This window comes from Bradyrhizobium sp. 521_C7_N1_3 (assembly GCF_052075975.1).
Taxonomy (GTDB): Bacteria; Pseudomonadota; Alphaproteobacteria; order Rhizobiales; family Xanthobacteraceae; genus Bradyrhizobium; species Bradyrhizobium japonicum.
In genome coordinates this window covers 9,070,266-9,084,845 of the sequence record NZ_CP197232.1, presented here as the reverse complement: position 1 = coordinate 9,084,845, position 14,580 = coordinate 9,070,266, and the positions used below count along the sequence as shown (strand labels likewise).

The window sequence follows — 14,580 nt, the reverse complement described above, 5'->3', positions numbered from 1 at the left end:
GCAAGGTCGCTTGAGATGCGACTAGAACCCATCAAAGCGTCAGCACAAGGCAAGCGCGTTGACGGCCCGCGTTGTCGCGATCTCGTTCTCATTCCCTACGAACTGGCCAACGATGGATTCGAGTTCGCCCGGCTGGTTGCGGCGCGCGACCGCCAGCAGTCGCATCAATTCCGCCTCGTCCTGCGACAGGCGCCGGCACGAGGGTGGCATGAAGCACAGTTCGCACGGCCGGCCGCTGCGCAGGATCCTGACGAGCGCAGCTGCGCGCGCCACCAGCAGCGGACTGTCGGCGATGCCCGGCGCCTCGTCGGCGAAGCGATAGGCCGCTTCCCAGCAATCGGAGGCACCGGTCGCATAGGCTGCTCCGATGAATCGGAACAGCGACAGCGCGACGCGGGAAAATTCATCATAGCTCTCGACGCAGGGACGCGCCGCAAGCGCGGCCTGGAGCGGACAGAGCCGCGGCTGGCCGGCTGTCTCGACTGGCGCAGAACCGCACGTATCGTGGAGCATGAACGATCCCGTCAGTGCAGCGTGGGACTTCCGACCAGCCAGCTCTTCATCGCCATCGTCCGATCATGGTCGAAAGACCGAACGTGTCGGTCGGGCAGGATGAGGCCAGCCATGCGGAAGATCGTTGCAAGCCCCCGCACGGGCGCGAGAGCCCAATCGGCGCCGACCGGCGGCAACCAGCTCTCGAACTGCTCGCGTGCGACGTCGATGCGATCCTGCTGTGCCGCGGCGATCGCCCGCAAGATTCCGTGCTCGCTGTCGGACATCTTCGGACAGGTCGGGCAATGAACTTCGATGGCCGTATGCGCCGTGCACGCGAAGATCTCGATGATGGATTCCAGCGAGGGCACGGCGTCGCCGACGCGAAAGTGGTCGTACACTTGCTGGATATCGGCCGCGGTCGGAACGGCGCTTCCGCTGCGCGCCTTGGCCCGAAATCCCCAGATGAAGAGCCGTTCGGCCGCGCACAGCGCGGGAAGGTCGAGGGACTTGCCATATGTCGATTGATGCATTGAGCCTCTGGCCTTCCATGCAGCTCACGCCACAGCTGGCGCTGATGATCTGCGCCGATCGTTCCGCCAGAGCCGACCGCAAGTCAACGCTCGGAGCGCCAATATCGAGGTCTTCTAGATCTAAAGAGCCGGGCATCCCGGATGCAGCCAAAGCCTCGCCAGCCTGCCAAGCCGCACGCAGCGCGCCGGCGGCCACCGACGCAATTTTGCGGAGGTTTGGGGAACCCGAATGCTTAAAGCTTCGCTAAGGGGTGCGGGATAAACTCGCATATCAGCCCTTCCAATTCTTGCGAGCACCGATGTTTTTCTCCCGCATCAGTTTCAAGCTGGTCCTGATTGTCGGCATCAGCCTTCTCGGCATGATCGCCCTAGCGCCGATCGCGCTCTCGACCCTGCGCGCGCAGATGATCGCCGACCGCCAGGCCAAGACGCAGCACATGGTCGATGTCGGCTACGGCATCCTGGCGCACTATCAGAAGCTCGAGAGCGAGGGGAAGCTGCCGCGCGAGCAGGCGCAGGCCGCCGCGATCGCAACGATCAAGAACCTGCGTTATGACAAGGTCGAGTATTTCTGGATCAACGACATGGCCCCCAAAATGGTCATGCACCCGATCAAGCCCGAGCTCGACGGCAAGGATCTCTCCGGCATGAAGGACCCTGCCGGCAACGCGCTGTTCATGGGCTTCGTTGACGTCGTCAACAAGCAGGGCGCCGGCTTCTACGGCTATCTCTGGCCGAAGCCGGGCTTCGAGCAGCCGGTCGGAAAAATCTCCTATGTGAAGGGCTTCGCGCCCTGGGGATGGATCATCGGCACCGGCATTTATCTCGACGACGTCGACGCCGTTTTCCGCCAGAACGCGATGACATTCGCCTACATTTGTCTGGCCGTCCTGGTCCTGGTGTTGGCCTGCTCCTTCGTAATCGGCCGCAGCGTGACCCGGCCGCTCGCGAACATCACCGCGCTGACCGAGCGGCTCGCCGCCGGCGACAGCGCGTTCGAGGTGCCCTACACCGGCCGCAGCGACGAGGTCGGCGGGCTCGCCAAGGCGCTTGCCGTGTTCAAGGACAATGCGTCGGCGGTGAGCCGCCTGCATGCCGAGCAGCAGGAGACAAAGCAGAGGGCCGACGACGAGAAACGCAAGACGATGGCCGATCTCGCCGGTAGGTTCGAGGCGAGCGTTCAGGCCGTCGTCCGCGACGTCTTCACCGAGGCGCGCGCGATGCAGCAGGCCGCGCAAGGCATGTCGGAGACCGCGAACAAGGCGACCGACCGCGCAAGCTTCGTCGCGACCGCCTGCCAGCAGGCGTCGAGCAATGTGCAGACGGTGGCGTCCGCCGCCGGTCAGCTGTCATCCTCCATCACCGAGATCAGCCAGCGTGTGGCGCAGGCTGCAAGCGTGGCCGACAAGGCGGCTGCCGACGGTCAGCGCACCAACGACACCGTGCAGGGGCTGGCCGCCGCCGCGCACAAGATCGGCGAGGTCATCGACCTCATCAACCAGATTGCCTCGCAGACCAACCTGCTCGCGCTCAACGCCACCATCGAGGCGGCGCGCGCCGGCGAGGCCGGCAAGGGATTTGCCGTGGTCGCGAGCGAGGTGAAATCGCTGGCGAGTCAGACCGCGAAGGCGACCGACGAGATTGGCGCGCAGATCGCCGCGATCCAGGCCGAGACCAACCAGGTCGTCGGCAACATCGAGAGCATCCGCAAGACCATCATGGAGGTCAACGAGATCTCCTCGTCGATCGCGGCCGCGGTCGAGGAGCAGGGCGCAGCGACACAGGCGATCGCTCACAGCGTGCAGGAAGCGGCTTCCGGCACCGACCAGGTCTCGCAGAACATCTCCGGCGTCACCGACGCCACGGCGGAAACGGGCCAGGCCGCAGGCCTCGTGCTGCAATCGAGCGGCCGGCTGTCGCAGAAGCTGCAATCGCTGGAGAACGAGGTCAGCACCTTCGTTGCGGGCGTGCGGGCCGCCTGACATCGCGCTCATACTATCTGCCGTGGCGCGGATTATTCGTCTCATCGCGGCGGGCGCGGACAACTGATATTCCGGCCGACGGGAGCGGTCATCGCGTCCGCTTCCTCGCCCTTGACGATCGCGGTTAAAGTGCCGAAGCAGGGCCATCGAACCTGCCGATCCGCGCTTCGCTCGCGGGCATGGAGACGCCGCATGTCGTTCAAGAAACTCCTGATCGCCAACCGTGGCGAGATCGCCATTCGCATCGCGCGTGCGGCGGCCGACGCCGGCATCGCGACGGTCGCGATCCATTCCGCGGATGATGCACTCTCGCTGCATGTGCGTGTTGCCGACGAGGCGGTCGAAATTCCCGGTCGCGGAGCACGGGCCTATCTCGATATCGAAGCGGTGGTGAAGGCGGCGAAGAGCGCTGGCTGCGATGCCGTGCATCCCGGTTATGGCTTCCTCAGCGAGAACGCCGCGTTCGCCAAGGCCTGCGCTGACGCAGGCATCGCCTTCGTCGGGCCGAAGCCGGCCGCGCTTGAACTGTTCGGCGACAAGGTTGCGGCCCGGCAACTGGCGAAGCGTTGCGGCGTGCCGATCATCGCCGGCACCAGCGGGCCCTCGTCGCTGGAGGAGATCACGGCATTCTTCGAATCCCTCGGCAAGGGCGCGGCGATCGTCATCAAGGCGATGGCCGGCGGCGGCGGCCGCGGCATGCGCGTCGTGGAGAATGCCGCCGATCTCGCGGAAGCTTATGCGCGCTGCCAATCCGAGGCCAGCGCGGCGTTCGGCTTCGACGGTGTCTATGCCGAGCGGCTGATCCGCCAGGCCCGCCACATCGAGGTGCAGATCATCGGCGATCGCCATGGCGCGATCTCCCATCTCTGGGAGCGCGAATGCACCATCCAGCGGCGGCACCAGAAGCTGATCGAGGTGGCGCCGAGCCCGTCGCTCAGCGACGCCTTGCGCGGCCGCATCATCGAAGCTGCAAAGCAACTCGCGACCGCGGCGGCTTACGACAATCTCGGCACCTTCGAGTTCCTGGTCGACGGCACGGCCGAGGACGGCTTTGCCTTCATCGAGGCCAATCCGCGGCTTCAGGTCGAGCACACCGTGACGGAGGAAGTGCTCGGCCTCGACCTCGTCCGCGCCCAGCTCGCGGTCGCCGCCGGCGCAACATTGGCCGCCCTTGATCTGGCACAGGGCTCGATCCCGAAGCCGCGTGGCTATGCGATGCAGCTCCGCATCAACATGGAGACGCTGGACGAGCTGGGGGCGACACATCCGACCGGCGGCGTGCTCGCCGTGTTCGAGCCGCCGTCGGGGCCCGGCGTCCGCGTCGATAGTTTTGGTTACGCCGGCTACAAGACCAGCGCGGCGTTCGATTCCCTGCTGGCCAAGGTCATCGTGCATACGCCGGGCGAAGCCTGGCACGACGTTGTGGCAAAAGCCTCGCGCGCCTTGCGCGAGTTCAGGATCGACGGTGTCGTCACCAACATCGCCTTCCTCCAGGCCGTGCTCGCACATCCCGATTTCAGGACCAATCGCATTGCGACCGATTTCATCGATCGCAACATCGCAAAGCTGGTCGAGGCGGCCAATGGCGCGGCAAAGCCGCTCTATTTTGCCGCGACCGAGCGAAGCGGCCATGGCGCGGACACGCACGTCGCGCAGATCGTGCCCGAAGGCGCGGTGATGGTCGCAGCACCCCTGCAGGGAACCATCGTCACCATCCAGGTGAAGGAAGACGAGATCGTGCGCCCGGGCCAGCAGCTCGCCGTGATCGAGTCCATGAAGATGGAGCATCTGGTCATGGCCGAGCAGGGCGGCCGCGTCATGAAGCTCGTCGCCGGCGATGGCGTTACCCTGATGCATGGCGAACCGATCATGTATCTGGAGCCGCTCGACGTCGCGGCCGATGCGTCGGCCGCGGAAGCCGATGTCGATCTCGACCACATTCGTCCCGATCTTGCCGAGCTTATCGCGCGCCAGGCCAATACGCTCGATGCGAACCGGCCGGCCTCGGTCGAGCGCCGCCGCAACACCAACCAGCGCACCGCGCGCGAGAACGTCGCGCAGCTCGTCGACGACGGCTCGTTCATGGAATATGGCAGCCTTGCGATTGCCGCGCAGCGGCGCCGCCGCAAGCTCGACGATCTCATCAAGAGCACACCGGCCGATGGCCTCGTGATGGGTGTTGCGACGGTGAATGCCGAGAAGTTCGGCCCTGAGGGCGCGCGCTGCATCGTCGTGGCCTATGACTACACCGTGCTTGCGGGCACGCAGGGCCACATGAACCACAAGAAGATCGACCGCATGCTGACGCTGGCGGAAGACTGGCGCGTGCCGCTGGTGTTCTATGCCGAAGGCGGCGGCGGCCGGCCCGGCGACACCGATCGGCTCGGCATGACCGGCCTCGACGGCCCGTCGTTCGTCCAGTTCGCAAAGCTCTCCGGCCTCGTGCCGGTCATCGGCGTGGTCTCCGGCTATTGCTTTGCCGGCAACGCAGCGATGCTCGGCTGCTGCGACGTCATCATTGCCACCAGGAACGCTTCGATCGGCATGGGCGGTCCGGCGATGATCGAAGGCGGCGGTCTCGGCGTCTATCACCCGGCGGAGGTCGGCCCTGTTACGTTCCAGTCACCGAACGGCGTGATCGACATCCTCGTCGAGGACGAGGAGGAGGCGACACGCGTGGCACAAAAATACCTGTCCTATTTCCAGGGCGCGGTGTCGGAGTGGCAGGCGGCCGACCAGCGCCTGCTCCGTCGTGCGATCCCGGAGAACCGCCTGCGGGTCTACGACATCCGCAGCGTCATCGATCTCGTCGCCGACAAGGATTCCGTGCTCGAGCTGCGCCGCGACTACGGCGTCGGCATGATCACCGCGCTGATCCGCATCGAGGGCAAGCCGTTCGGCCTGATCGCCAATAATCCGCGCCATCTCGGCGGCGCCATCGATGCCGACGCCGGCGACAAGGCCGCGCGCTTCCTCCAGCTCTGCGACGCCTTCGACCTGCCGATCGTATCGCTCTGCGATACGCCCGGCTTCATGGTCGGCCCGGAGGCCGAGAAGACGGCGATCGTGCGCCACGTCTCGCGCATGTTCGTGACAGGCGCGAGCCTCACCGTGCCGCTGTTCGGCATCGTGCTGCGCAAGGGTTATGGGCTCGGCGCGCAGTCGATGATCGGCGGCGGCTTCCACGCCTCGTTCTTCACCGCGGCCTGGCCGACCGGCGAATTCGGCGGCATGGGTCTGGAGGGCTATGTCCGCCTCGGCTTCCGCAAGGAGATGGAGGCGATCGCCGATCCCGAGGAACGCGAGACCTACTATCGGAACAAGGTCGCCGAACTCTATGCCAACGGCAAGGCGGTCTCGATCGCCTCGGTGTTCGAAATCGACAACGTCATCGACCCCGCCGACACGCGGCGCTGGATCATGGCGGGCGTGCGCTCGGTGCCGAAGCCGCCCGCGAGGACGGAGAAGAAGCGGCCGTGCATCGATACGTGGTGAGGGCGGTGCAGCAAATCTGAGTCGCTTGAGGCAATCTGCATCCACACGTCATGCCCGGGCCTTGTCCCGGGCATCCACGTTCTTTCGCACGCGCGGCAATGCGTGGATGGCCGGGACAAGCCCGGCCATGACCGCGCCGAGGTATCGCGACCTACAACTGCGTCCCGGTTCCCGATTGACATCCCCGCCTGTGCTGCCAGACTTTGCACAATAATACAGGGTGGAGACGTCCGCGATGGCCAGCCTTTCGGCCTCGAACCATGTCGCCCGTGTCTTGTCCGTCGCCAATCACGTGGCCGACGTCGATGCCTCTTCGCGCATCGCCAATTCCTGGCGGCGCTGCCTGGTGAGCCACAAGCTGGACCCCGCCCGCCAGGGCCCGCCGCAGACGCTCACCGAAGCCGAGATTCGCCATGTCGCCGAGCCCATGGAGGAGACGATCCGGCTGGCAACGCCCGAGCTCGACGATCTCGCCCGCGTGCTGCGTGACGCCGGCTACTGCGTCAATCTCGCTGACGTGAACGCGACCATGCTGTTCAGCCGACTGCCGGCCGAAGCCGACGCCAAGATGTTTCTGGACTGGAAGATCTACACCGGCTCGAATTTCGCCGAGACCTTCGAGGGAACCAACGGGCTCGGCACTGCGCTTGCCGAAGAGAAGCCCATCCTGGTGCATCGCGACGAGCATTTTCGCGCGCAATGGCATATGTTCTCCTGCGCCGTGGCGCCGTTGTTCGATCAGGCCGGCCGGCTCGCCGGTGCCGTGAACATCACTTCCTGCCGCGAGGATCTCGAACGCGCCGCGCATCAGCTTGCGCTCGCGGTGACGATGGAGGCGACGCGGCGGATGGAGGGCGCGATCTTCCGCGGCCATTTCCGCAACGCCTGGATCGCCACCGTGCCGGGCGACGGCGGCAGCGGCCTGCTCGCCTATGACGACGATCGCCGCATCGTCGGCGCCTGCCGCTCGGCGCGCGCGCTGCTGGGCCTCACCGACGGCTTGATCGCATCGGGCATCGATCTGTCGCGCTATATCAGGTTCGATCACCATGCTGCGCGTGGTGCGGACGAGGTCGTCGAGCTGCGCCGCGCCGACGGCAGCGTGCTCGGGCAGGGACATGTCGCGCCGCCGCTGCGGGCGAGGCCGTCCACTCCGCGTCGTGACGTTCCCGTCGATCGTTTCGATTCGCTGCATCGGCTCGCAGGTCGCGATCCCGGCCTGATCAAAAGCGTCAAACGGCTGCGGAGCATCGGCGACCACAATCTGCCGGTGCTGCTGTACGGCGAGACCGGCGTCGGTAAGGACGTGTTCGCGCGCGCCATTCACGCGGCGAGCAACCGCGCCCGCAACCATTATGTCGCGCTGAACTGCGCGGCGATGCCGGAGAGCCTGATCGACGCCGAGTTGTTCGGCTACGAGGCCGGCGCCTTCACCGGCGCGCGCCGCGACGGCTCGAAGGGTCTGATCGTGCAAGCCGACGGCGGCACGCTGTTTCTCGACGAGATCGGCGACATGCCGATCGCGCTCCAGACCCGCCTCTTGCGCGTGCTCGAAAACCGCGAGGTCTGGCCGCTCGGCGCGCTCAAGCCGGTGCCGGTCGACATCCGCCTGATCAGCGCGACCCATCGCGACCTCGGCCGCATGGCGGAGGAGGGCGCCTTCCGCGCCGATCTCTACTTCCGCCTGCGCGGCATGGAGGTGCGACTGCCGGCGCTGCGCGAGCGCGCCGATAGGGACGATATCATCCGCCAGATCGCGCGCGAGGAGGCGCCGGATTGCCGCCTGTCGGACGAGGCCTGGGCGTTGCTCTCGGCCTATCCCTATCCCGGCAACATGCGCCAGCTCCGCCACGTGCTGCGGCTTGCCGGCTGCACGGCGGAGGACGGCGTCATCATGGATGCCGATCTCGATCTGCCTCCGTTCGGAGGCCGCGCCGCGGAGCCTGACCTTGCCGCGGCCGAACGCGCGACGATCATCGAAGCGTTGCACAAGCACGGTGGGCGGGTGACGGAAGCGGCGCGTACGCTGAAGCTCAGCCGCGCGACGCTCTATCGCAAAATCAAGCAGCTGAAGATCGAGACGGCGCAGTAGCGCCCAGTCGCATGCGGCGAGGGTTCTTTCCCTCTCCCCTTGTGGGAGAGGGTGGCTCGCCGCGCAGCGGCGAGACGGGTGAGGGGTCTGCCTCCGCGATTACTCCTTTTCGAGCTCGCGGAGACATACTCCTCATCCGGCGCCGTAGCCGAAGCTTCGCTTCGGCGTCCTCTTTAGAACGGCGCCCGAAGGGCGCCTATGCCACCTTCTCCCACAAGGGGAGAAGGGAAAGCAGCAAGCGAGAAGCTTACGAAAAATCCGTCCAGCTCAGATGCCGCGAATCGAGATCGCCGACTGTCACCGTGTCGCGCATTTCGCGCGGGACGTGGAAGCTGCTGCGCAGATACACCAGCGGCGCGACCTCGTCGGAATGCGAGACGCCACGCACCTCGCCGACGAAGATCGAATGCGTCTTGGTTTCGAATTCCTGCGCCAGCACGCAGTCGAACGCGGCGACCGCATCCGTCAGCACCGGCGCGCCTGTCACCCCGCGCGTCCACTGTCCAAACGCAAAGCGATCGTCGCCGTTGACGCCCTTCTGGCCGCTGAAGGTCAACGCGAGCGCGGCGTGATCCTCGTGCAAAAAGTTGATCGCGAAGGCGCCTTCCTCGCGGATGCGGGCATGCGCGCTGGCGTTGCGGTTGACGCAGACGATCAGGGACGGCGGATTGTCCGACAGCGAGCAGGCGGAGGTGACCGTCAGCCCGGTGCGCTTGCCGTGCTCGGCGCCAACCGTGACCAGTGCAACCGCGCCGGCACATTGGCGCATTGCAAGTTTGAAATCCTTTGCGTCGACGCTCACGCCGAAATCTCCGAAACGGGGGCGGGTGCGACACGATTGCGCCGCACCCGCCGCGCGTCAAGCGGCCTTCTTCGCGGAGCCGAGATGCTTCAGGCGCGGCATCACCTCTTTGCTGAGCAGCGAGAGCGAATGACGCCAGGCCTCCGGCTTGTGCTTGTAGTCGAAGCCGAACACCAGCAGCACGCCGAAGCCGCCGACCTCGTCGTAGATCTTCTCGATCTTCTCGGCGACGGTTGCGGGCGAGCCGACGATCCAGTTCCGCTTGGCGCAATATTCGACCGTGACGTCGCTGTCGGGCACGTCGGGCGCGTGCTTCAGATAGTCCTTGAAGCCGAAATGGCCGAGCAGGGGCAGGAAGTACTCGTGCATCATCCGGCCCATCATGTCACCGGTCGAGAGCTTCCACGCCTCTTCGTCGGTGTCGGCGACGAACACCTCGCGCACGAGGCGCCAGTCCGCGCGGTTCGGCTTGCGTCCGGTTTTGGCGGCGCCGATCTCGACCGAGTCCCAATGGCTGCCGACATAGGCCGGGTTGAGGTTGAGGCTCATCGGAATGAAGCCGCGCTCGCCGGCGAGCTTCAGCGTGTCCGAGTTCTTCGAGAGCCCGGCAACGCCGATCGGCGGATGCGGGGCCTGGAGCGGTTTGATGTGGGGCTTGAGGAAATCGAACATCGTGTCCGGCTTGGTCACGGTCCAGAACTTGCCCTTGTAGGTGAAGGGCGCGGGATCGGACCACAGCTTCAGGATGATCTCCAGTGCCTCGCGGGTCATGTCGCGGTTCTGTCCGCTCATGCCGTCGACGTTGAACATCGCCCAGTCGCTCGGCAGGCCCGAAGCTGCGACACCGAAATTGAGCCGACCCTCGGAGAGATGGTCGAGCATTGCGACGCGGTTGGCGAGCTCGGCCGGGTGGTGATAGGGCAGCAGGAAGCCGCCCGGCCCGATGCGGATATTCTTTGTCTGCATCAGCGCCTGTGCGATCAGAAGGTCCGGCGTGGGATTGGGTTCCCAGGGCGCGGTGTGGTGCTCGCCGACCCAGGCCTCCTGATAGCCGAGCTCGTCGAGCCAGCGCATGACTTGCAGGTCCCAGTCGTTTCCTTCCTTCAGGCCGCACTCCGGCGGATGCGAAGGCATCGTGAAATAGCCGATCTCCATGGGTTTCCTCATCTGATGTTGACGCGTCTTGTTGCGCGTTCCTGGACTTGAACAGGACAGCTTTAGCAAGCGGTGTGCCACCGCATCGCAAGCCGTGTGCCAGCGCGACGAGCGCCTCAGACCTGCGAAAAATCGCTGGTTTGAGGCGGCAATAGCCGATATCCCGGGGCGGGTTTGCTGGCGTCCGTCTCATTGTCGCGAGACGGCGTCTTAGCCGTGAGACCAAGGATACTCGTTGAGATGACCGAACCCGCCTATGTCGCGGTGGACTGGGGCACCAGTAGCTTCCGCCTCTGGCTGATCGACCGTGCCGGCCAGGTGCTGGCTGAACGTCGCAGCGATGAGGGCATGCTGGCCGCGACCAAGGCCGGCTTTGCCGGTGTGCTGCAGTCGCATCTCAAGGCAGTCGAGGCCCCGGGCCAGCTGCCGGTGCTTGTCTGCGGCATGGCCGGCGCCAAGACCGGCTGGGTCGAGGCCGGCTATGTTGACACACCTGCGCCGCTCTCTGCCGTGCTGAAGCAGGCCGCGCTCGTGCCAGGCGAGACACGCGATATTCGCATCCTGCCCGGCATCGCGCAGCGCGATATCAGGGCGCCGGACGTGATGCGCGGCGAGGAGACGCAGCTGCTCGGTGCACTCGGTCTCGAGGCCGCAGGCGAAGCGCTGATCTGCATGCCCGGCACCCATTCGAAATGGGTGCGCGTGAAGGACGGCACGGTCGCGCACTTCTCCACCTTCATGACCGGCGAGCTCTTCAGCGTGGTCTCGCGCGAGACGATCTTGTCGCTCGCGGTTGCCGGTGCCGATGATGCCGAGGATGTCGCGAGCTTCAAGGCGGCCGTGAAAGCCGCGTATGAAGCGCCGGCCTTCGCGGCCAACCTTCTGTTCACGGCGCGGTCGCGGCAGCTCCTGTTCGGCGGCACGCCGGCCGCCGCGCGCGAGACGCTGTCGGGCACGTTGATCGGCGTCGAGCTGGCGGCAGGGCTCTCCGGCATGGTGCCGAACGCGGGCATCACGCTGATTGCCTCGGGGCGGCTCGCGACGCTGTACCGGCTCGCCTTCGATGCGCTGTCGGTCGCCGTGCGGCCGATCGATGCCGATGAAGCCGTTCGCCGCGGCCTGTCGATGGCGGCTGCCGCGATCTGGACGAAATGAGAGGAATCCTGAGATGAGCGTTCCCTTTCCGCCGATGAAGCGTCCGCTGGTCGCGATCCTGCGCGGCGTGAAGCCCGAGGAGACCGAGGCGATCGTCGGCGTACTGATCGAGGCCGGCATGAGCGCGATCGAGATCCCCCTGAATTCGCCGGAGCCGTTCCGCTCGATCGCGACTGCCGCGAAGCTCGCGCCGCCCGGCGTTCTGATCGGTGCTGGCACGGTGCTGACCGCCGCAGATGTCGATCGTCTCAACGATGTCGGCGGCAAGTTGATGGTCTCGCCGAATGTGGATACGCAGGTGCTCACGCGTGCACATCAGTACGCCATGGTGACGTTGCCGGGCGTGTTCTCGCCGACCGAGGCGCTGCTCGCTGCGCGCTCCGGCGCATCGGGCCTGAAGTTCTTTCCCGCCAGCGTGCTCGGCGCGTCCGGCATTGCCGCGATCCGCGCCGTGCTGCCGGCGGGCGTGATGATCGCCGCCGTCGGCGGCGTCTCCGACCAGAATTTTGCCGAGTACATGAAGGGCGGCGTGACCGCGTTCGGGCTCGGCTCCAGCCTCTACAAGCCCGGCATGAATGCGGCCGATGTCGCGGCCCGCGCGAAGGCGACGATCACGGCTTACGATCGGGCGATTGCGAAAGACTCCGTGGTAATAAACAAGCCGTGATCCCGGCGTCGCGGATTTGTATCCTATCCTGCCGCGTCAGCGAGATCAGGAGACCGACATGGCGATCAACAACATTGCCGATCTGTTCGTGGCAACGCTCGAGCAGGCCGGCGTCAAGCGCATCTACGGCATCGTCGGCGACAGTCTGAACGGTCTCACCGAGGCGCTGCGCCGCCGCGGCACCATCGAATGGATCCATGTCCGGCACGAGGAGGTCGCGGCCTTCGCCGCCGCCGGCGAAGCCGAGATGACGGGAAGCCTCGCTGTGTGCGCGGGCTCCTGCGGCCCGGGCAATCTGCACCTGATCAACGGCCTGTTCGATGCGCATCGCAGCCGTGTTCCCGTGCTTGCGATCGCGGCACAGATCCCTTCGGCCGAGATCGGCGGTGGTTATTTCCAGGAGACCCATCCGCAAAACCTGTTCAGGGAGTGCAGCCATTATTGCGAGCTGGTGTCGGATGCGAGCCAGCTGCCTTACGTGATCGAGAACGCCATCCGCGCAGCCGTAGGCCTGCGTGGCGTCGCGGTTATCGCGATGCCCGGCGACGTCGCGTTCCGCAGCCCGCCCAAGCGCGCGCTGTCGACGACGCGCGGCCTTGCGCTGTCGGCGCCGAAGGTCGTGCCGCAGGCCGACGAGCTGAAGGCACTCGCGGACCTCCTGAACGGTGCCGAGCGCATCACCCTGTTCTGCGGCCGCGGCTGCGCCGGCGCGCATGCGCCGCTGATGCAGCTGGCCGAAGCGCTGAAGAGCCCGATCGTGCATGCGCTCGGCGGCAAGGAGCACGTCGAGTACGATAACCCCTACGACGTCGGCATGACCGGCTTCATCGGCTTCTCCTCGGGCTATGCCGCCATGCACGCTTGCGACGCGCTGGTGATGCTCGGCACTGATTTTCCCTACAAGCAATTCTTCCCCACCGATGCGCAGATCGCGCAGATCGACATCCGCCCGGAAAATCTGGGACGGCGCTGCAGGATCGATCTCGGCATTGTCGGCGACGTCAAGCTGACCATCGAGGCGCTGCTGCCGCTGCTCAAGACCAAGACGCAGCGGAGGCATCTCGACGACGCCATCGCGCACTACAAGAAGGCGCGCGAAGGGCTCGACTCGCTTGCGAAGGGGACACCGGGCAGCAAGCCGATCCATCCGCAATATCTGGCAAAAGTCATCAGCGACCATGCCTCCGACGACGCCGTCTTCACCGCCGATGTCGGCACGCCCACGGTTTGGGCCGCGCGCTATCTCGACATGAATGGCCGCCGCCGGCTGATCGGCTCGTTCGTGCACGGCTCGATGGCCAACGCGATGCCGCAGGCGATCGGCGCGCAGGCCGCCCAGCCCGGCCGCCAGATCGTCTCGCTGTCGGGCGACGGTGGCTTCACCATGCTGATGGGTGACCTGATCACGCTGACCCAGATGAAGCTGCCGGTGAAGGTCGTGGTCTTCAACAACGGCGTGCTTGGCTTCGTTGCGCTGGAGATGAAGGCGGCCGGGTTCGTCGACACCAATGTCGATCTCGAGAATCCCGATTTCGCAGCGATGGCGCGCGCCATGGGCATTTTCGCCAAACGCGTCGAGGACCCCGGCGAGCTTCCGGGGGCAGTGAAGGAGATGCTGGCCCATGACGGACCCGCGCTGCTCGATGTCGTCACGGCGAAGCAGGAGCTGTCGATGCCGCCGACCATCACGCCCGAGCAGATCAAGGGCTTCAGCCTCTGGGTGCTGCGCGCGGTGATGAACGGGCGCGGAGACGAGGTGCTGGATCTCGCTAAAACAAATCTGCTACCGCGCTAGCCGCGCTTCACCGAAGGGGCGGGCAGGCGCTCGTGGCGGTGCTGGAAGCGCTGCCAGTGCAGCACGATGCCGATCAGCAGGGCCGGCACGAAGCCGAGTGCGATCAGAAAATACGGCAGCTGCGTCGGCGACATGAACGCAATGGCGATATCGGAGATCAGCCAGAGCGCTGCGAACATCACCGCGAAATCGGTGCGCGGGCAGCGCAAATAATAGAACACGGCGGTGATGACGATGGCGGGCCCGATCGCGATGCCGATCATCACCGCGGTCAGCTCCTTCGGCGTCAGCGCGTCGAGCACCATCGACGCCAGCAGCCAGAGCGCGGCGAACATGGCGATGATGTCGAGCGGATGCCGCAACCCAATACCTCTCGCAGGAAACGCGCTATCGTTGTGGCCGGAACTCCGGT

General features: G+C 65.8%; 11 protein-coding genes. 6 read left to right on the top strand and 5 right to left on the bottom strand.

The window, feature by feature from the left end:
• Positions 1 to 39: 39 nt before the first annotated feature.
• Both AB7008_RS42960 and AB7008_RS42955 read right to left on the bottom strand, forming a co-directional pair.
• On the bottom strand, positions 40 to 513 hold the full coding sequence (locus AB7008_RS42960; RefSeq protein ID WP_441260812.1) for a hypothetical protein: 474 nt from the start codon (positions 511 to 513) through the stop codon (positions 40 to 42).
• 11 nt (positions 514 to 524) lie between these two features.
• Positions 525 to 1,025, bottom strand: a complete 501-nt coding sequence (locus AB7008_RS42955) for a hypothetical protein (protein ID WP_248879997.1) — start codon at positions 1,023 to 1,025, stop codon at positions 525 to 527.
• A gap of 299 nt (positions 1,026 to 1,324) precedes the next feature.
• Between AB7008_RS42955 and AB7008_RS42950 the strand changes: the two genes are divergently transcribed.
• From AB7008_RS42950 to AB7008_RS42940, 3 genes are all read left to right on the top strand, one after another.
• Positions 1,325 to 3,007 carry a methyl-accepting chemotaxis protein gene (locus tag AB7008_RS42950; RefSeq protein ID WP_441260811.1) on the top strand — a complete coding sequence of 561 codons (1,683 nt, stop codon included), beginning with the start codon at positions 1,325 to 1,327 and terminating at the stop codon, positions 3,005 to 3,007.
• Positions 3,008 to 3,199: 192 nt separating this feature from the next.
• Complete coding sequence (locus AB7008_RS42945; RefSeq protein ID WP_441260810.1) at positions 3,200 to 6,502, top strand: carboxyl transferase domain-containing protein; 3,303 nt, start codon at positions 3,200 to 3,202, stop codon at positions 6,500 to 6,502.
• Between the two features lie 235 nt (positions 6,503 to 6,737).
• A complete protein-coding gene (locus AB7008_RS42940) occupies positions 6,738 to 8,594 on the top strand; it encodes a sigma-54-dependent Fis family transcriptional regulator (RefSeq protein ID WP_441260809.1) in 1,857 nt (618 codons plus the stop codon).
• Between the two features lie 247 nt (positions 8,595 to 8,841).
• Here the strand turns inward: AB7008_RS42940 and AB7008_RS42935 are convergent, their stop codons facing one another.
• Positions 8,842 to 9,396, bottom strand: a complete 555-nt coding sequence (locus tag AB7008_RS42935) for a flavin reductase family protein (RefSeq protein ID WP_441260808.1) — start codon at positions 9,394 to 9,396, stop codon at positions 8,842 to 8,844.
• A 57-nt stretch (positions 9,397 to 9,453) separates the two neighbouring features.
• Entirely contained in the window at positions 9,454 to 10,551 is a 1,098-nt protein-coding gene (locus AB7008_RS42930; RefSeq protein ID WP_028151542.1) for an LLM class flavin-dependent oxidoreductase, read from the bottom strand.
• 240 nt (positions 10,552 to 10,791) lie between these two features.
• On the opposite strand from AB7008_RS42930, the gene AB7008_RS42925 reads away from it, so the two are divergent.
• The 3 genes from AB7008_RS42925 to poxB are packed head-to-tail and all read left to right on the top strand — an operon-like array spanning position 10,792 to position 14,168.
• The gene (locus AB7008_RS42925; RefSeq protein ID WP_441260807.1) at positions 10,792 to 11,706 is read left to right on the top strand and encodes a 2-dehydro-3-deoxygalactonokinase; all 915 of its coding nucleotides are present in this window, start codon (positions 10,792 to 10,794) and stop codon (positions 11,704 to 11,706) included.
• Between the two features lie 13 nt (positions 11,707 to 11,719).
• A complete protein-coding gene (locus AB7008_RS42920; RefSeq protein WP_441260806.1) occupies positions 11,720 to 12,373 on the top strand; it encodes a 2-dehydro-3-deoxy-6-phosphogalactonate aldolase in 654 nt (217 codons plus the stop codon).
• 58 nt (positions 12,374 to 12,431) lie between these two features.
• The gene (poxB, locus tag AB7008_RS42915) at positions 12,432 to 14,168 is read left to right on the top strand and encodes a ubiquinone-dependent pyruvate dehydrogenase (RefSeq protein WP_441260805.1); all 1,737 of its coding nucleotides are present in this window, start codon (positions 12,432 to 12,434) and stop codon (positions 14,166 to 14,168) included.
• Here the strand turns inward: poxB and AB7008_RS42910 are convergent.
• Positions 14,165 to 14,530 (bottom strand): hypothetical protein, encoded by a 366-nt coding sequence (locus AB7008_RS42910; RefSeq protein ID WP_028159473.1) that lies wholly within the window; start codon positions 14,528 to 14,530, stop codon positions 14,165 to 14,167. The two genes, poxB and AB7008_RS42910, sit on opposite strands and share 4 nt — an antisense overlap.
• Between the last annotated feature and the right edge of the window lie 50 nt (positions 14,531 to 14,580).